We start from the raw sequence: 15939 nt of genomic DNA, 5'->3' as shown, positions 1-15939 counted from the left end.
TATATTTGTGACTTATTGTCACAAACTAAACGACTATGAAAAAATTCTTTCGAATTACATTAAAAACATTGGGGATCATCTTGATTATCCTAATTATTGGCGGACTGCTAGGATGGTGGTACCTAAGTTCACAATTTTTAAGTTTTGAAGACGATTATACCGAAAAGAAAGATATACCTGAATTAACCGTGGATGGTTATACTTTTTTGGACAGAAACGAAAATGGAACTTTGGATGTGTATGAAGATGATAGGGCATCCATTGAAGAAAGGGTAGGGGATGTACTCTCCCAGATGACCGTGGAAGAGAAAATCCATTTGCTCAAAGGTTCTGGATTGGCTTCTGCCATGGGAAGAGTAGACCCGGAAGAGGGTATTCCCGGAGTTGTGGGAACCATTGTAGCGACTCCCAGACTGGGAATTCCCGCAATAAATCTCTCCGATGGCCCTGCCGGACTTCGCATTGAACCGACACGTGAGGGAGTGGACCGAACATTTTATGCAACAGCTTTTCCCATTGCCACCTTATTGGCATCTACATGGAATACAGAACTAGTGGAAAATGTGGGAGACGCCATGGGCAATGAAGCTCTGGAATATGGCATAGATGTGATACTGGGCCCTGGTGTCAATATTCATCGCCATCCTTTTTGTGGACGTAACTTTGAGTATTATTCCGAGGATCCTTTCCTAACGGGTAAAATTGGGGCCGCAATGGTCAATGGTATCGAATCCAATGGAATAGGTACTTCGGTAAAACACTTTGTGGCCAATAACCAAGAAACCAATAGAAACTTTAACGATACCCGAGTTTCCGATCGTGCCATGCGCGAAATATACCTGAAAGGATTTGAAATTATTGTAGAGGATGCACAACCCTGGACCATTATGTCTTCTTATAACAAGGTGAATGGTACCTACACTGCTGAGAGCCGTGATTTACTCACCGATATTCTTAGAGACGATTGGGGTTTTGAAGGTTTGGTTATGTCGGATTGGTTCGGCGGCAATGATGCTGTGGCCATGGTAAATGCAGGGAACGATTTATTGGAGCCGGGCACAAAAAAACAATGGAAAGCCCTTACTGCAGGATATGAAGACGGCACTCTGAATATGGAGGCAGTGGATACCTCGGTAAAAAGAATTTTGACCTTGGTCTTTAAAAGCAAAAAGATGACAGATTATACCTATGGAGAAAATCCTGATCTGGAAGCACATGCCAACATCACCAGAAAATCGGCATCCGAAGGAATGGTATTGTTAAAGAATGATGAAGCACTTCCCTTGGATAAAGGTGAAAATGTAGCACTCATCGGGGTATACTCCTATGATTTTATTGCTGGAGGAACAGGTTCCGGGGATGTGAACGAAGCGTATACCGTTTCTTTGGAAGAAGGGTTGACCAATACCGGTTTCACTGTGAATCAAAAGGCAAAAGAAGCTTACCAAAAACATAAAAACTCCAATCCAGAGGCCTTTGTTAAGCCAGAAGGGATGGCGGCGATGTTCAATCCTTACCTTCCACCAGAAATGTCTTATGATGAAGCGATGATGAAGGATATTGTGGCAGAAAGTGACCTGGCCATAATCACTATTGGAAGAAACAGTGGAGAAGGCGGCGATAGAGTAGTAGCAGACGACTTTTTACTTTCGGATAAAGAAAAGGACATGCTGAACACCACATGCAAAGCATTCCACGAGGCCAACAAAAAAGTTATCGTAGTGCTAAACATAGGTGGGGTCATTGAAACTGCTTCGTGGAAAGACCAACCCGATGCCATTGTTCTGGCTTGGCAAGGTGGCCAAGAAGGAGGTAATGCCGTGGCGGATATTTTAAGCGGAAATGTGAACCCAAGTGGCAAATTGACCATGACGTTTCCCATCAATGTCGATGATCATGCGAGCAACGTAAACTTTCCGCAGAACGGTTTGCCCATGCAAATGACCGATATGTTATTTGGAAAGGATGAAGTGCCAGAGGGTGAAATGGTGAAAAATGTGGATTATACCGAATACGAAGAAGGTATTTATGTAGGCTATCGCCACTTTGATAAAGCTGGTTTGGATGTTTCCTATCCTTTTGGTTTTGGTATGTCCTATACCAATTTCGAGTATGGTGAAATGGACTTGGTCCATGAAAATGATTTCATTAAAGTAGTCATTCCTGTCACCAATATCGGTGATATTGCAGGGAAAGAAGTGGTGCAGTTCTATGTTTCTAAAGATTCCACCCAAATAGATAGACCTATAAAAGAGTTAAAAGCATTTGCCAAGACAAGTCTACTGTCAGCAGGTGCTACCGATACCTTAAGAGTAAACATTCCTGTAAAGGATCTTAGATATTGGAACGAAAGCAGCTCACAATGGAGTTTGGAGCCTGGAAAATATATAGTTAAAGCAGGGGCTTCTTCAAGAGAAATCCAAACAACAAAGGAAGTGGACTTGGAATAATCTGAAGCTTCCACTGTAAAAGAAAGGAACCTTAGCTACATGAAGTTTAGCCAAGGTTCCTTTTTTATTTTTTCTTCCCTAAAAATCGGATGACAGAGCCCTTACCCACATGGCCATTTCCTTCGTTGAGTTCAACGGTTGTTTTTTTAAGATCCAATATTTCGTAATCCTTAAAATCGGTTTTCAACTCCTCCAAGGAGAAAAGGGAATCCAAATTTCCAGGTCCGCCTACGCTTGGGTTTTTCTTTTTGTATTCCAAATGATCTTTGCTGAAACCTTCAAATATGATGATTCCGCCTTTTTTTAGGTACGTATGAAGCAATTTATGATACCCACCACGAATATTCGGAGGAAAGTGGGCATAGATCAAAGCTATGGCATCAAACTGTTCGGGTTGATAGCCCAAACTGACAAGTTCCCCAATTTTATAGTCTATGGAAACCCCTTTTTCCTTAGCCAATTTCAAGGCTTTTTGTTGTCCTGCTTCGCTGATATCGAAAGCGGAAACATCCCAACCTATCTGTGCGGCATAAACGGCATTTCTTCCTTCGCCCTCAGCACCAAACAGAATGGAACCTGGCTCAATGCCTTTAAGCTTTTCTTTTAAATACTTATTAGGTTTGGTACCATAGAAATAGGTGGTCTGTCCAAACTTGGTATTCCACATCTTAAGCCATTCACTATCCATTGCACAAATTTAATTAGGTATTAAAATTACACCTATTCACAGAGCTTTCGAAAAAAATATAGTGGGGACCTTAATAAATACCTGTCTTTTCATTGCTCATTATATGGCCGGAACTTGTATAAAGCTTGAGTGTATCTCCTTTGGTGGATATTAAAGTTATTCGAGTCTCTGAGCTATATTTCAAACCTCCGCTGGACATCATGCTAAATCGAACAGGGACATAATAGGGGAATATACCTCTTGAATATTCGAGGAAAGCTTTATAAGCTTTCGGTAATTTTATTTTATAAAGATCGCAATGAGGGTAATCCAGATAGGTTTTTCAACTATGATTCCCAATAGCATGGATTTATCGTCTTTTAATTGTGTTAATCTAAAATTATTGTTTTGGTCTATCTCAAAGGAGTATTCATCAGCATATAGCGGATATTCCCTGTTAATAGGGCATTTCATTTTTTAGTTCGGAACAGGTTTGGATAGGTTATCAAGATCTGAGGTTATAAGAATCCTGCTTTCGGAATGCTTAACAGAAATATAGGATAGTTCAATGGGGTCTATGCTGTGCTTAAAATAATGATCTGGGTTTATTTTCCGAGTGATCATTAAATAACCTAAAACCCCCAAGCAAATTAAAAAACAAAATTGGATTCACATTTTTTTATTTCGTGACATATCTTCAAGATATCCCGAAATCCATTATGTATCCTGCTACAATTGATGAATGCCCGTGTTGATCTTATGAACGGGATTGTTTTGAAGAATTACTGGCACAGCCCAATCATTGGTCACTTTCGTAAACCACCCGTTCTTTTCTGGAAAACCAATCCAAATACATGGGCTGATGGATAGCTTCTATCCGGTTTCGCCTAATTTTCATGGAGGGAGTCATCAATCCATTGTCCACAGTCCAATTTTCTTTCATAACGACCGCTTTTTCAATTTTCTCATGCTTTTTTAACTGGGGGTTCAAAGCATTAATGGATGCCAAAATTGATGAATTTAAAAGTTCTTTGCCTTTGGCCCACCCAGCCTCTGACGGAATAATTAAAACGATGGGCTGTGAAATCCCAGTACCCACCAAGCAAATATGCTCTAAATCGGTGTTTTTTGATAACTCCAACTCAATTGGTGAGGGGGTCACGTATTTTCCTTTATCTGTCTTGAATTGATCCTTTATTCTACCAACGATGGATAAGAACCCATCATGGTCAAATTCACCAAGATCACCCGTTTTTAAAAATCCATCTTCGGTGAACATAGCTGCGGTTTGTTCTGGAGATTTAAAATATCCCACCATCAGTGCTTCACTTTTAATAAGAATTTCACCTTCGGGAGATAGCTTGGAAGTAACCCCTGGCAATGGCTTGCCCACTGTGCCAAATTTATTTGTTGTAGGAAGATTGAAATGAGAAAGGATACAATCCTCCGTCATGCCATAGCATTGTTGAATCTCAATACTAAGTTTCTTGTACCAATTTTGAAGACTTACGGCCAATGGTGCAGCTCCAGAACCACAGAAAGAGGCTTTGGAAAGTCCCAACTTGTGCACGATTTTTTTCCTGATGATGCTATTGATAACTGGAATGGACAGCAATATGTCCAATTTTTTTTGAGGGATTTTTTGCAATACGCCTTCTTTGAATTTTTGCCAAATTCTCGGAACAGCAAAAAATGTATCCGGTTGCACAGATGCCAAATCTTCGGGAAATGTTTCCAAAGACTCCGGAAAACTAGCTGTACTTCCGGTGTACAAACAAACCATTTCTATTCCTATACGTTCCGCAATATGCGACAAAGGCAAATAGGAGAACATTTTTGACTGGTTTTTAATGTTCAGCACCTCGACCCCTGTATTGGTAACCTGGTTGAACGATTTTACCTTATGCATCACTCCTTTTGGGTTTCCAGTGGTACCTGAAGTGTACATAATGGTAATAAGATCCTCTGGGTTCTGTTCAAAAGGTTGAAAGTCGGTAGGTATTTTTACAATATCCTCCCATATATGGTCATCTTGAGTTCCGTAGAGCGCTACCCCAATTTTTGGAATATGTGGAATGCCGGGTTTTTGGGAACCATAATCATCCAGTTTCCCCACTATAATGGCCTTACTTTCACTATGCACCAGAATTTCGCGAATACTTTCCCCGTCCAACGTGGGATATAGGGGAACAGAAATAAACCCTCCGAGCATAATGGCCAGATCGGCCATGAACCAGTGTGCGCAGTTTTTGGATAAAAGTGCTACATGATCGCCTCGTTTCAATCCCATGTCGTGCAAAGCACCCGCAATTTTCAAAGCCTCGTCAAAGGCATCCTGGCGGGAATACTCAATAAACTTTCGGTTAATGGGCTGTCTTAAAAAAATATGATTCGGGTCTTTTTGCAACCAGTGCAAAAATGCCTCGAGAGGGGTTTTAAAAGTTTCCATAATAGTCTGGCGGTTGGTACTTAAAGGTACTTTATTTTCTGTTAATCCGCTGAAAAAGAAATAAATGTTGTTGTAAGGCTTACTGTTGTCGAATCCTTATAACCGATGAATGGAAATTGTAAGACTGACCAAATGTGTCCAAATTTTAATTTAAAAATCATTAAAATCCACAATCGCTTGTCTTTCCCTGTTCACAGACAATTTTGTAATGTCCGGCCTGGAATAATGTCCGACAGGGTCAAAATTTTGCCGCTCTTCCAAAACCCTGTCAAAATCAATGGTCTGTATTATTAGGCCTTCCTTGTCCACCACTGGTTCAAGAATCCATTCACCTGAAGGAGCTGCAATGCAAGAACCTCCATTTCCCATAACTTTGGGGGCATTTTCGATGATCCTTTCAAAACCTGGAATATCCGAAGTAATGTCCGATTTACGCATTAGACCGGATACCGAAATAACAAAGGATCGGGATTCTCTTGCAATAAACCTTGTAATGTCCCGGGTATTATATTCTGAACCGGGCCAAACTGCGATATGCAAATTTTCCCCCAAGCCATATAAGGCAGTTCTCGAAAGAGGCATCCAGTTTTCCCAACAGTTTAGTCCACCGACAGTAAATTTTTTAAGATTATGGGTCTGTAGACCATTGCCATCGCCGGGGGACCACACCAATCGTTCCTCATAGGTGGGTTGTAGTTTTCTGTGGACCGATTTTATGCTGCCAGTGGCATCAATATATACCAAAGAACAATATAGACTATGTCCGCCGCGGTTTTTTGGTCTTTCTATGATTCCCGAATACACGGCGATGTTATACTCTTTTGCCAACGAACAAAGTTCATCCAGATCTCCATTTTCTATTTGAACGGAATTGTTGGCATAATGTGCAAAGAGTTTTTTCTGGTATGTTGAATCAAATTCACTGCCATTGGTGATGGAAACCCAAAACGGATAGCCTGGCAACAAGGCTTCGCCAAAAACAATGAGTTCGCAATTACTTTTTCCGGCCTCAATAATACAGGATTTAATTTTTTCGATGGTTTTGCCCTTGTTGAGCCATACCGGCGCTATCTGCGCCAACGCAACTTTAAGTTCATTGCCTTTTATCACTGATTCATTCATGTTTAATCCAAGATTTATACCAACATCAAGGTATCTTTATTTTATTTGCTCTGATGGGATGTTGTATTGGATTAAAGATAACATTTTTGATCTCTCAAAAATTTAAACCTTTTTTTCTACAATGGTCATAACCTAGATTTTCCGTTATTTTGTGACACAATAAAATATACAGTTATGGAATCACCCAACTGGCAAACTGCCATGGAATTTGAGGATATCACCTATAAAAAATGTAACGGCGTGGCCCGTATCGCTTTTAACCGACCAGATGTCCGAAACGCGTTCCGCCCCAAAACCACTAGCGAGCTTTACAAAGCATTTTATGATGCCCAAGAAGATACATCAATTGGAGTAGTATTGCTATCCGGTGAAGGACCATCCTCCAAGGATGGAAAATGGGCATTTTGTAGCGGCGGAGACCAAAAAGCACGTGGGCAAAAAGGTTATGTTGGAGAAGATGGTTACCACAGGTTGAATATTTTAGAGGTACAGCGATTGATTCGTTTTATGCCCAAAGTTGTTATTGCCGTAGTTCCTGGGTGGGCCGTGGGAGGTGGACATAGTCTACATGTAGTTTGCGATATGACCCTAGCTAGTAAGGAACATGCCATTTTTAAACAAACCGACGCCGATGTAACCAGTTTCGATGGTGGTTATGGTTCAGCCTATTTAGCCAAAATGGTGGGGCAGAAAAAAGCGCGTGAAATTTTCTTTTTGGGAAGAAACTACTCTGCACAGCAAGCCTACGAAATGGGAATGGTGAATGCCGTTATACCCCATGATGAATTGGAGGATACCGCTTACCAATGGGCACAGGAAATTCTGGCCAAGTCCCCAACATCCATAAAAATGTTAAAATTTGCCATGAACCTTACCGACGACGGTATGGTAGGACAGCAAGTGTTTGCAGGTGAGGCTACACGTTTAGCTTACATGACCGAGGAGGCCAAAGAAGGAAGGAATGCGTTTCTGGAAAAACGAAAACCAGATTTTGGCAAGGATAAATGGATACCTTAAGCCTGTCGATTGAAGACCCTCTTCGATAGGGAAACAATAATATTTTTTAAAGTCCATGAGTAATGATAAACCGTCATGATAGGATCGTTTATCAAATAAGAAAAAGGGGTATTGTTCCATAAATACTTCCACCGAAACAACAACAAAGGTTCTTTTTTTAATCGGTACGGTAGTCTTTTAAGGTTCCAGTATTCAATTTCCTTATAATCGGGCAATTGGAATTTATCATCAAGAACTATCCGACAATACAACCAGGGGAAATTGATCCCTGACATACAGGATGCCAAGAGGGTTAACCAATATCGTGGATTTACTTCCAACACATAATATTGACCGGTCAGGTTGTCATAACGCATATCTACATTGGCAACCCCGTTCCAACGTAGTGATTTCATAAGATCTCTTACTATTTTGATTACCTTTTCGTTATGTACGATGTCCAATCCAACTTGTGGAGTATATGCTTTTTTCAAAAACATGTTCCCCACCTGAATGGTATAGGCCATAACCTCCCCATCCCTACAAATTACATTGCAACCCAAATCATGCCCTTCAATGAACTCTTGTATTAGATAGTCCTTACCTGAATCATGCTTTGATAGAAAATCATCCAGTTCCTCCTCATTTTTTATTTTCAAAATACCCAATCCTCCTCCACTGGTAATTGCCGGTTTTGCCAATACGGGATAGTGTTTCATTAAATTTTTTGATTCGTTGGGACAGTTTTTTGTTGGTGCCCAAAATTTGGGTGGTGTAATACCAATATCGGACAAGTGAAGTGCCAAAAGGCGCTTGTCACGAATGGTATTAAGTTGTTTTAGCGTATCAGGAACAAGTATTTTGTTTTCAACATGTAATTTATTTCTATTTAAAAGCAGTCCTTCCAAAGTGTCCTCAGAAATAGGCATGACAACATCAATTTGGTAACGCTCAATACAACCATTCACCTTATTCACCCAACTTTTCGCATCCATAGGACAGTGTATGTACTTCCATACAAAACGCGAATATCGCATGCTCGAAGTAGGCTTATCAGATATAACAACAAGTCTTATGTTTTTAACTCTGGACAAGCATTGGAGTACGGCCATCAGATGATAGTTTTCTCCATCCAAAAGCAGTATGGTAGTGAGCCTCTCAGGTGGTTTTGATTGCATACCTGTGGATTGTAGAGTTGTAGCAGGGAAAGTTACTAAAAAAGAAAAGAGCCTTGCCACTTGGGTCAAGACTCTTTTACGAGAACACTATATGAAAATGAAAAAATTACTTTCTGAATTAATTACAATGTAAATGTACCTCGTACCTCCGCTTTGATGAAATTATTGTTGTGAAGTGCCATTTACTTGTTGTCATCTGAACTTTTCTGTAATCCTGTGCTTCATTTTTGACATGGTAAGGGGCATTCTCGGAAAGAGTAAACTACTGAAGAATATAGATTTCTCTAAGGTACTTGAAATGTAAATGGAAAAAGCATGTACATTCTCTCGGCTCTTGAATCAATTAGAGCAATTCGTGGAATTCGTGTAAATGAACACTCCTGTTTGAATCAATTCAAGGTTATGCTGAAGGAGAGCAGCGACTGTAGCATATGAATCAATTTGAAGGATGAGATTCTTCGCTTTGCTCAGAATGACATGGAACCAGGGCTAAGTTGTCTCATCGAGCGCAATCGAGACGCGAAATGATTGATCCAGGGTTGCCCAAAATTGAAAAGAGCCCTGCCACTTGGGTCAAGACTCTTTTACGAGAACACTATATGAAAATGAAAAAATTACTTTCGTTTTTATTACATAGTAAAACTACCCATACTGTTCCCGTAAACGAAATTATTGTTGTGAAGTGGCCGTATTCTGTGGTTTTTTGGACGTTTTAGTATATTTCATCGATTTAAGGTACCGCTTTTACGATGTTTGACAGTACGCCGTTTATATCAAAATACGGTTCCTCGGCCAAACCTGTCCGCACAACGACCAAGTCTTTGGAAGGAATCATAAAAACATGTTGACCTTCAAAACCATTGCAGGAAAACATATCTTTGGGTACGTCGGGATATTTACCTTCGGCATTGAGCCAAAAATGAGCTCCATAGGTACCGTCGGAATTAGCAGTGGGCTCGCTTATATAATCGACCCAAGTGGAATCGAACAGTTGCTCTCCATTCCAATTCCCCCTGTCCAAATGCAATTGTCCAAAACGTGCCCAATCCCTTGTGCTGGCCCATGCGTAGGAAGACCCCACATAATTTCCTGCTATGTCTGCCTCCAAAACCATGGAATACATTCCAATTTTATCGATCAAAGCGGAGTAGGGGAAATCCAAATACTCTTGGTGACTTCGAAACTGTTGCCTTAGAATTCCGGATAACAGATTGGTTGTTCCAGAAGAATAGTTCCAAACTTCTGTAGGTTTTGCAATTGCTTTTTTATTGCGCTGGGCCTGGGTCATGTCGCTGTCCAAGAACAACATTCGGGTAACATCGGATATACCTGTGTAATCTTCATCCCAGGCCAAACCACTTTGCATACGAAGTAAGTGGTTCAAGGTTATGTTCTTTCGATCATCGTCTTTCCATTCTGGAATTGGAGCTGGCCAATCCATTTCCAATTTCCCCTGGTGTTCCAAAATCCCATAACAAGTGGCCAAAACACTTTTTGTCATGGACCAACCTAAAATAGGGGTGTCTTTGTCAAAACCATCAATATATTTTTCAGCGATTAAATGGCCCTTGTAAAGGATTAGTAGCGTTCTTGTTTTTTGTGTTTCAGGTTCCGCAAATGCCATGGCGATCGCCTTATTGATTTGATCCATATCAACTTCCGTAAGAACACTGTCAACAGGGGCAGCTTGCCCATAAGGATACGGAATAGTATCTGCGGGTTGGGTTCTTTGTGGACGAATGGTCAGTTTTTCTGGGTCGTAATCGTCATTGATCAAAACCGCTCCAAGCCCATCTCTATAAACCGCTGTACGTTCCATAAGACCGTAAACCGTTGATGATGCGGATTCTTCATCTTTATTTACCTCTGTCGAAGCTATTTCAATAAGAGGAGCACTATTGTCATAAAGGTTCATACTTGCTGCCGAACGCTGGGCCACAAATACCCCGGAGGCCATATTTTTGGCGGCATATCCAGATATAATGTTCAATTTGGGATAATTAAAATAGATGACCGCTCCAATTACGATTATAAGGAGCAGCAAAACACGCTTAAGTAGTTTCATGGTTATAGGATGTATTTGTAACTTTCTGCATCTAAATATAAACATTTATACATGTCCAACATCGGATTGATTATTGAAGAACGGAGTAGGGACATCGGCGACTTTTTAGTGGGAAGACTTATTCCTTTTCGAAAAAAGCGCATGATAGGTCCCTTTATTTTTATAGACCACATGGGGCCCACAAAATTGGGGCCCACAAAGTATATGGATGTAGATCAGCATCCGCACCTAGGTCTATCCACTTTAACTTTTATGCTGGAAGGAGAGTTGATCCATGAGGACAGCCTTGGCACCCATCAACGTATAAAACCCGGTTCTGTAAACTGGATGACGGCAGGAAAGGGTGTGACCCATACGGAAAGAACACCTGAGGATTTACGCAACGGCAATTCATTTACCGCCCATGGTTATCAAATTTGGGTGGCGCTACCAAAAGAATTGGAAGATATGGAGCCACAATTCCACCATATTGATGAAAAGGATATACCCAAATGGACCGACGGCAATACAGAGTTCAAATTAGTGGCCGGAGAAGGTTATGGCAAAAAATCGCCCGTACCCGTTCATTCCAATCTTTTTATGGTAGAAGTCAAAAACAAAGATGCCTACACCCTCAATGTAAATGGAGATTTAAAAGGAGAAATAGGTATTTGCATCGTTGAGGGAAGTATAGAGGCCTGTGGTGAAAAGGTGGGGGAAGGAAACATTTTGGTGTCCAAAGTGGAGGATACCTGTAACATCAAACTTAAACCCAACACCCATTTAATGTTGTTTGGTGGAGAGCCTTTTCCTGAAGAACGCTATATTTATTGGAATTTTGTTTCTTCCAGTAAAGAAGAACTGGAACGGGCCAAAAAGTCATGGAAGGATAAAACTTTTCCGATGATGGCGAATGATGACACCTATGTTCCATTGCCAAGCTAAAACCTTAATATCAAAACCAACTAATGCCAGACCAATTAAGAGTATCTTATTCGATTACCATGCTTGCGCTCCTTGTTTTAATGGGGTCCTGCAAAAAAGAAAAACCAAAACAAGAAGAAGCACAACTTTACAACAAATACTGCGCAAGTTGCCATTTAGCCCCAAAAATTGAAGAATTGCCCAAAGAAGTTTGGGAAAAATCCGTACTCCCGGCCATGGTAGCTCGCATGGATGTTGAAGGAATGTATCAGGATCCGAATGAAGTCAAGCCGGGTTTTAGACCACAAATCACTTTAAAAGAGTGGGCGCAACTGGAAAACTATATCATATCCAATGCTCCCGAAAAGTTGGAAACAATACAAGTTCCCAAGGCGGACACGCTACAATCTTTCACGGTCAAACCATATGCCTTGGATAGCCAGAATGGAGCCCTTATCACCTATGTGGAGTTCATGAACGGAGAGAATCCCTTATTCTTTGGGGACCTTACAGGAAATTTGAGCTCTTTTGATTATTCAGAAGAAACCACAGAACAGCTTTATCAAGGAAAAACCCCCGTTACATGGTATAGCAAAAAAGACTCGGTTGAAATCATCAGTGAAGTGGGGATTTTGGGACCATCCGAATTGGAAAAAGGAAAACTGACCCGTAAAATTGGAAAAGACACCACCTCCTTACCAAACAGCTTTCACAGGCCAGTGCATACCCTTCTGGAGGACTTAAATGGCGATGGCAAAAATGAAATTGTGGTCAGTGAATTCGGAAATGAGTCCGGACGATTATCCCTGTTGACCGAAAACGAATCGGGACAATATGACAAAAAAGTATTATTGAACCTACCCGGGGCAATAAGAACGGTAGCTCGTGATATGGACGGTGATGGGAAAAAGGACGTTGTGGCCTTGATGACCCAAAGCAATGAAAGCATCACTGTTTTTTATCAAACCGACGATTTGGTTTTCCAAGCTGAAAAGGTATTGGAGTTCAGCCCTGTTTATGGGACCAGTTGGTTCGAGCTCGTCGATTATAATGGTGATGGTCTAGACGATATCATTACAGTGCAGGGGGACAATGCCGATATTTCCTATGTGAACAAACCCTACCATGGGATGAGAATACATCTCAACAATGGGGATGGCACATATTCGGAATCGTACTTTTACCCTTTATATGGAGCTACAAGAGTGGTATCCAGGGATTATGACCAAGATGGTGACCTAGACTTTGCATTGATCAGTACTTTCCCCAATTATATGGAGTTTCCTGAGCTCACTTTTATTTACTTGGAAAACAAGGACTCTGAAAATTATGTTTTTTCCACCAATATTCTGGAAGACCCCACTTTAGCGCGTTGGTTTTTAATGGACGCCGCGGACATTGATAATGATGGTGATGAAGATATCGTTTTAAGTTCCCTTACACTGGGCTTTACACCAGTCCCCAAGGTTTTATCGGAACGATGGAAAGAAAGCAATGTCGATATTGTGGTTTTGGAAAATTTATTGCATTGAAAAAATGGATCGCCATAGCATTTATAACATTCATTGCTTGTTCACCAAAAGAGCAAACACCGGCAGAGCCTATTTCAAAATATAAGTGGTACGGTCACGAAGTTACGGCATCGGCCTACAATTCCGTTTATTGGCAAACTGATAGTATTAGCCCAACCGTAGCGGCATGGGGAGATACATTAAAACCTGGAATGAAATGTATTGCTGTCTCAAGAGACCTTGTAGAATCGGGGCTGACCCACAATACCATGGTCAAAATAGATACGTTTCCCGATACGTTTTATGTAAAGGACAAGATGCATTATCGGTGGAGAAACCGAATTGATATTTATATGGGCAAAGACGTAAAAAAAGCAAGGGAATGGGGTAAAAAACAAGTAATGATATGTTACGCAGTTCCTTTGGAAATTGACACAAATAATACCACTAAATGAAAAAAGTTGGCATTGCTATTACATTTTTGATTGTTTTTGGAGCATGCTCCACGCAAAGGGAAATCGTGGATATTCCCATTATTTTTGATGAGCAACGGATTGAATTGACCAAGGAATACTTGTTGAACAGGTACGAACTTGATCAGGATACTCCAAAGATAGTCCCCAAAATGGTAGTCCTGCATTGGACCGCCATACCTTCCCTAAAAAAATCCTTTGAAGCCTTTAATAGATCTACATTGCCCAATTGGCGGCCCGATTTGGAGAATGTGAGCGGCCTAAATGTTTCCTCGCACTTCCTTGTTGATCAAGATGGCACTATTTACCGATTAATGCCGGAAACCACCATGGCAAGACATACAATTGGCTTAAACCATTGTGCCATTGGCATCGAAAATGTTGGCGGAACCGATGGAATGCCCTTGACCAGACAACAGCTCAAATCCAATATTTTTTTGGTGAACTATTTAGCATCAAAATATGATATTGACTATGTGATCGGTCATCAAGAATACACCTTGTTCGAAGGGCACCCCCTTTGGTTGGAAGTGGACGATGGGTATCGAACCGAAAAAACAGACCCAGGAATGGATTTTGTTGAAAAAGTAAGGAATGCCACTAAAAGATTTAATTTTAAACCTGTACCAAGAAAAAAACACGAATGAAAAAGAAGCTTTTACCTTTATTGATAGTATTGTTTGGATTTTCCCTGCAAGCACAGGATAAATTCACATCCCAACTCTACGAGACGTATGGAAACTATAAAGAATCCAGTATTGGGGAACGAAGAATCAAACATGCCGACATTCAGCCTTTGATTCAAAAATTTAAGGACAATCCCAAGTTTGAGGTTCAAAAAGTTGGAGCCTCCATTGTAGGCAGGGATTTGCACTTGATCAGCATCGGTTCCGGGGATAGCAATATTTTTTTGTGGTCGCAAATGCACGGAAATGAACCTACGGCCACCCAAGCGATTTTTGACATTCTTAATTTTTTGGATGCCCCTGAGTTCAAAGAAGAGAAGGAGGCGATACTTTCCAACCTGAAACTTCACTTTTTACCTATGCTCAACCCCGATGGGGCGGAAGTGTTTACACGCAGGAATGCATTGGGAGTCGATATTAACAGAGATGCTCTTCGGTTACAGTCTCCAGAAGGACAAACCTTAAAACGGCTTCGGGACAGTCTGGATGCCGATTTTGGTTTTAACCTTCATGATCAGAGTAAATACTACAATGCCGAACGCACCGAAAAACCCGCCACCATTTCGTATTTGGCAACGGCTTACAATTACGAAAAGGACATCAACGAAGTACGTGCCAATGCCATGAAAGTGATTGTGTACATGAACAAGATCATACAAAACTATGCCCCAGGACAAGTAGGGCGCTATAGTGATGATTTTGAACCTAGGGCCTTTGGTGATAATATCGCCAAGTGGGGCACCAGCTTGATCTTGATTGAATCTGGAGGGTACCCAGGGGATCCGGAAAAGCAAGAGATCCGTAAACTCAATTATGTATCCATTCTTTCCGCCCTGTACACCATGGCCAACGAATCTTACAAGGATATTCCTATAGAAGATTATGAAAAAATTCCTCGTAACGATCGTATGTTGTTCGATCTTAAAATTGAAAATGCGACCTATGAACTTTTAGGAGATGATTATATTCTTGACTTGGGGATTTTTAACAATGAAGTGGATTTGGAAAACCACAACGAATTTTATTTCAGAAGCACAGTTGCCGATCAAGGTGACCTGTCCACTTACTATGCCTACAAAACTTTTGATGCAGAAGGCTACACCGTGGTTCCTCCAAAAGTCGAGAAAGTGGATCGCATTGAAGATCCCATGCGCTTATTAAAAGAAGGTGTTGCCTATGTGAAAACAGAAAGACCGGAAAAGAGTGCCTTTGTACATTTCCCATTGATTTTGGTGGACGATAAATTCGAAATAACGGACTTTAGGCTACAGCCCGGTATCAACCCGACCTTCTTTTTAAAGAAAGAAGGAAAGTTGACACACGCCGTGGTCAATGGTTTTCTGATAGACCTGGCCAAACCTTTGGACGCACAGCATACAGGTAATGGATTGATTCTTGATTGATGTTTAAGCTCTGGATTACATCCCAATATTTTACGT

The 15939-nt window shown here is 40.9% G+C and carries 13 protein-coding genes; 7 read left to right on the top strand and 6 right to left on the bottom strand.

Going from position 1 to position 15939, the window contains the following annotated elements:
- The first annotated feature begins 35 nt into the window (after positions 1 to 35).
- Positions 36 to 2450 carry a glycoside hydrolase family 3 C-terminal domain-containing protein gene (locus tag J0X13_RS05180; protein ID WP_207070373.1) on the top strand — a complete coding sequence of 805 codons (2415 nt, stop codon included), beginning with the start codon at positions 36 to 38 and terminating at the stop codon, positions 2448 to 2450.
- 64 nt (positions 2451 to 2514) lie between these two features.
- Here the strand turns inward: J0X13_RS05180 and J0X13_RS05175 are convergent, their stop codons facing one another.
- The 4 genes from J0X13_RS05175 to J0X13_RS05160 all read right to left on the bottom strand — a co-directional run bounded on the left by J0X13_RS05175 (position 2515) and on the right by J0X13_RS05160 (position 6688).
- Complete coding sequence (locus J0X13_RS05175) at positions 2515 to 3138, bottom strand: class I SAM-dependent methyltransferase (RefSeq protein WP_207070372.1); 624 nt, start codon at positions 3136 to 3138, stop codon at positions 2515 to 2517.
- A gap of 279 nt (positions 3139 to 3417) precedes the next feature.
- Positions 3418 to 3591 carry a hypothetical protein gene (locus J0X13_RS05170; protein WP_207070371.1) on the bottom strand — a complete coding sequence of 58 codons (174 nt, stop codon included), beginning with the start codon at positions 3589 to 3591 and terminating at the stop codon, positions 3418 to 3420.
- A gap of 325 nt (positions 3592 to 3916) precedes the next feature.
- Positions 3917 to 5566, bottom strand: coding sequence for an AMP-binding protein (locus tag J0X13_RS05165; protein WP_207070370.1), 1650 nt, complete (start codon positions 5564 to 5566; stop codon positions 3917 to 3919).
- Positions 5567 to 5716: 150 nt separating this feature from the next.
- The gene (locus J0X13_RS05160) at positions 5717 to 6688 is read right to left on the bottom strand and encodes a carbon-nitrogen hydrolase family protein (RefSeq protein ID WP_207070369.1); all 972 of its coding nucleotides are present in this window, start codon (positions 6686 to 6688) and stop codon (positions 5717 to 5719) included.
- Positions 6689 to 6862: 174 nt separating this feature from the next.
- Here J0X13_RS05160 and J0X13_RS05155 point away from each other — a divergent pair, with 174 nt between their 5' ends.
- Positions 6863 to 7705, top strand: a complete 843-nt coding sequence (locus tag J0X13_RS05155) for a 1,4-dihydroxy-2-naphthoyl-CoA synthase (RefSeq protein WP_207070368.1) — start codon at positions 6863 to 6865, stop codon at positions 7703 to 7705.
- On the opposite strand, the gene J0X13_RS05150 is transcribed toward J0X13_RS05155, so the two are convergent.
- Both J0X13_RS05150 and J0X13_RS05145 read right to left on the bottom strand, forming a co-directional pair.
- Positions 7702 to 8862, bottom strand: coding sequence for an ATP-grasp domain-containing protein (locus tag J0X13_RS05150; RefSeq protein WP_207070367.1), 1161 nt, complete (start codon positions 8860 to 8862; stop codon positions 7702 to 7704). The genes J0X13_RS05155 and J0X13_RS05150 overlap by 4 nt on opposite strands.
- A gap of 730 nt (positions 8863 to 9592) precedes the next feature.
- Positions 9593 to 10927 (bottom strand): serine hydrolase domain-containing protein, encoded by a 1335-nt coding sequence (locus J0X13_RS05145; RefSeq protein WP_207070366.1) that lies wholly within the window; start codon positions 10925 to 10927, stop codon positions 9593 to 9595.
- 51 nt (positions 10928 to 10978) lie between these two features.
- On the opposite strand from J0X13_RS05145, the gene J0X13_RS05140 reads away from it, so the two are divergent.
- Genes J0X13_RS05140 through J0X13_RS05120 form a run of 5 tightly spaced genes read left to right on the top strand, consistent with a single transcriptional unit; the run spans position 10979 to position 15903 of the window.
- Positions 10979 to 11851 (top strand): pirin family protein, encoded by an 873-nt coding sequence (locus tag J0X13_RS05140; RefSeq protein ID WP_207070365.1) that lies wholly within the window; start codon positions 10979 to 10981, stop codon positions 11849 to 11851.
- A 23-nt stretch (positions 11852 to 11874) separates the two neighbouring features.
- Entirely contained in the window at positions 11875 to 13362 is a 1488-nt protein-coding gene (locus J0X13_RS05135) for an FG-GAP-like repeat-containing protein (RefSeq protein WP_207070364.1), read from the top strand.
- A complete protein-coding gene (locus J0X13_RS05130; protein WP_242535616.1) occupies positions 13359 to 13796 on the top strand; it encodes a 3D domain-containing protein in 438 nt (145 codons plus the stop codon). Before J0X13_RS05135 ends, J0X13_RS05130 begins: the two co-directional genes overlap by 4 nt.
- Positions 13793 to 14461 (top strand): peptidoglycan recognition protein family protein, encoded by a 669-nt coding sequence (locus J0X13_RS05125; protein ID WP_207070363.1) that lies wholly within the window; start codon positions 13793 to 13795, stop codon positions 14459 to 14461. Before J0X13_RS05130 ends, J0X13_RS05125 begins: the two co-directional genes overlap by 4 nt.
- On the top strand, positions 14458 to 15903 hold the full coding sequence (locus J0X13_RS05120) for a M14 family zinc carboxypeptidase (protein WP_207070362.1): 1446 nt from the start codon (positions 14458 to 14460) through the stop codon (positions 15901 to 15903). The genes J0X13_RS05125 and J0X13_RS05120 overlap by 4 nt, the downstream gene beginning before the upstream one ends.
- Positions 15904 to 15939: the final 36 nt, after the last annotated feature.

The organism is [Muricauda] lutisoli (nom. illeg.) (genome assembly GCF_017313105.1).
In the GTDB taxonomy this organism is placed as follows: Bacteria; Bacteroidota; Bacteroidia; order Flavobacteriales; family Flavobacteriaceae; genus Flagellimonas; species Flagellimonas lutisoli.
Note: the sequence above shows the minus strand (reverse complement) of the source record. Positions and strands in the feature narration are given on the sequence as shown.

Coding starts and splice junctions, on each gene's coding strand:
- J0X13_RS05145 (WP_207070366.1), bottom strand. CDS start 10,927: ATGAAACTACTTAAGCGTGTTTTGCTGCTCCTTATAATCGTAATTGGA.
- J0X13_RS05170 (WP_207070371.1), bottom strand. CDS start 3,591: ATGAAATGCCCTATTAACAGGGAATATCCGCTATATGCTGATGAATAC.
- J0X13_RS05150 (WP_207070367.1), bottom strand. CDS start 8,862: ATGCAATCAAAACCACCTGAGAGGCTCACTACCATACTGCTTTTGGAT.
- J0X13_RS05165 (WP_207070370.1), bottom strand. CDS start 5,566: ATGGAAACTTTTAAAACCCCTCTCGAGGCATTTTTGCACTGGTTGCAA.
- J0X13_RS05120 (WP_207070362.1), top strand. CDS start 14,458: ATGAAAAAGAAGCTTTTACCTTTATTGATAGTATTGTTTGGATTTTCC.
- J0X13_RS05155 (WP_207070368.1), top strand. CDS start 6,863: ATGGAATCACCCAACTGGCAAACTGCCATGGAATTTGAGGATATCACC.
- J0X13_RS05125 (WP_207070363.1), top strand. CDS start 13,793: ATGAAAAAAGTTGGCATTGCTATTACATTTTTGATTGTTTTTGGAGCA.
- J0X13_RS05180 (WP_207070373.1), top strand. CDS start 36: ATGAAAAAATTCTTTCGAATTACATTAAAAACATTGGGGATCATCTTG.
- J0X13_RS05140 (WP_207070365.1), top strand. CDS start 10,979: ATGTCCAACATCGGATTGATTATTGAAGAACGGAGTAGGGACATCGGC.
- J0X13_RS05160 (WP_207070369.1), bottom strand. CDS start 6,688: ATGAATGAATCAGTGATAAAAGGCAATGAACTTAAAGTTGCGTTGGCG.
- J0X13_RS05175 (WP_207070372.1), bottom strand. CDS start 3,138: ATGGATAGTGAATGGCTTAAGATGTGGAATACCAAGTTTGGACAGACC.
- J0X13_RS05135 (WP_207070364.1), top strand. CDS start 11,875: ATGCCAGACCAATTAAGAGTATCTTATTCGATTACCATGCTTGCGCTC.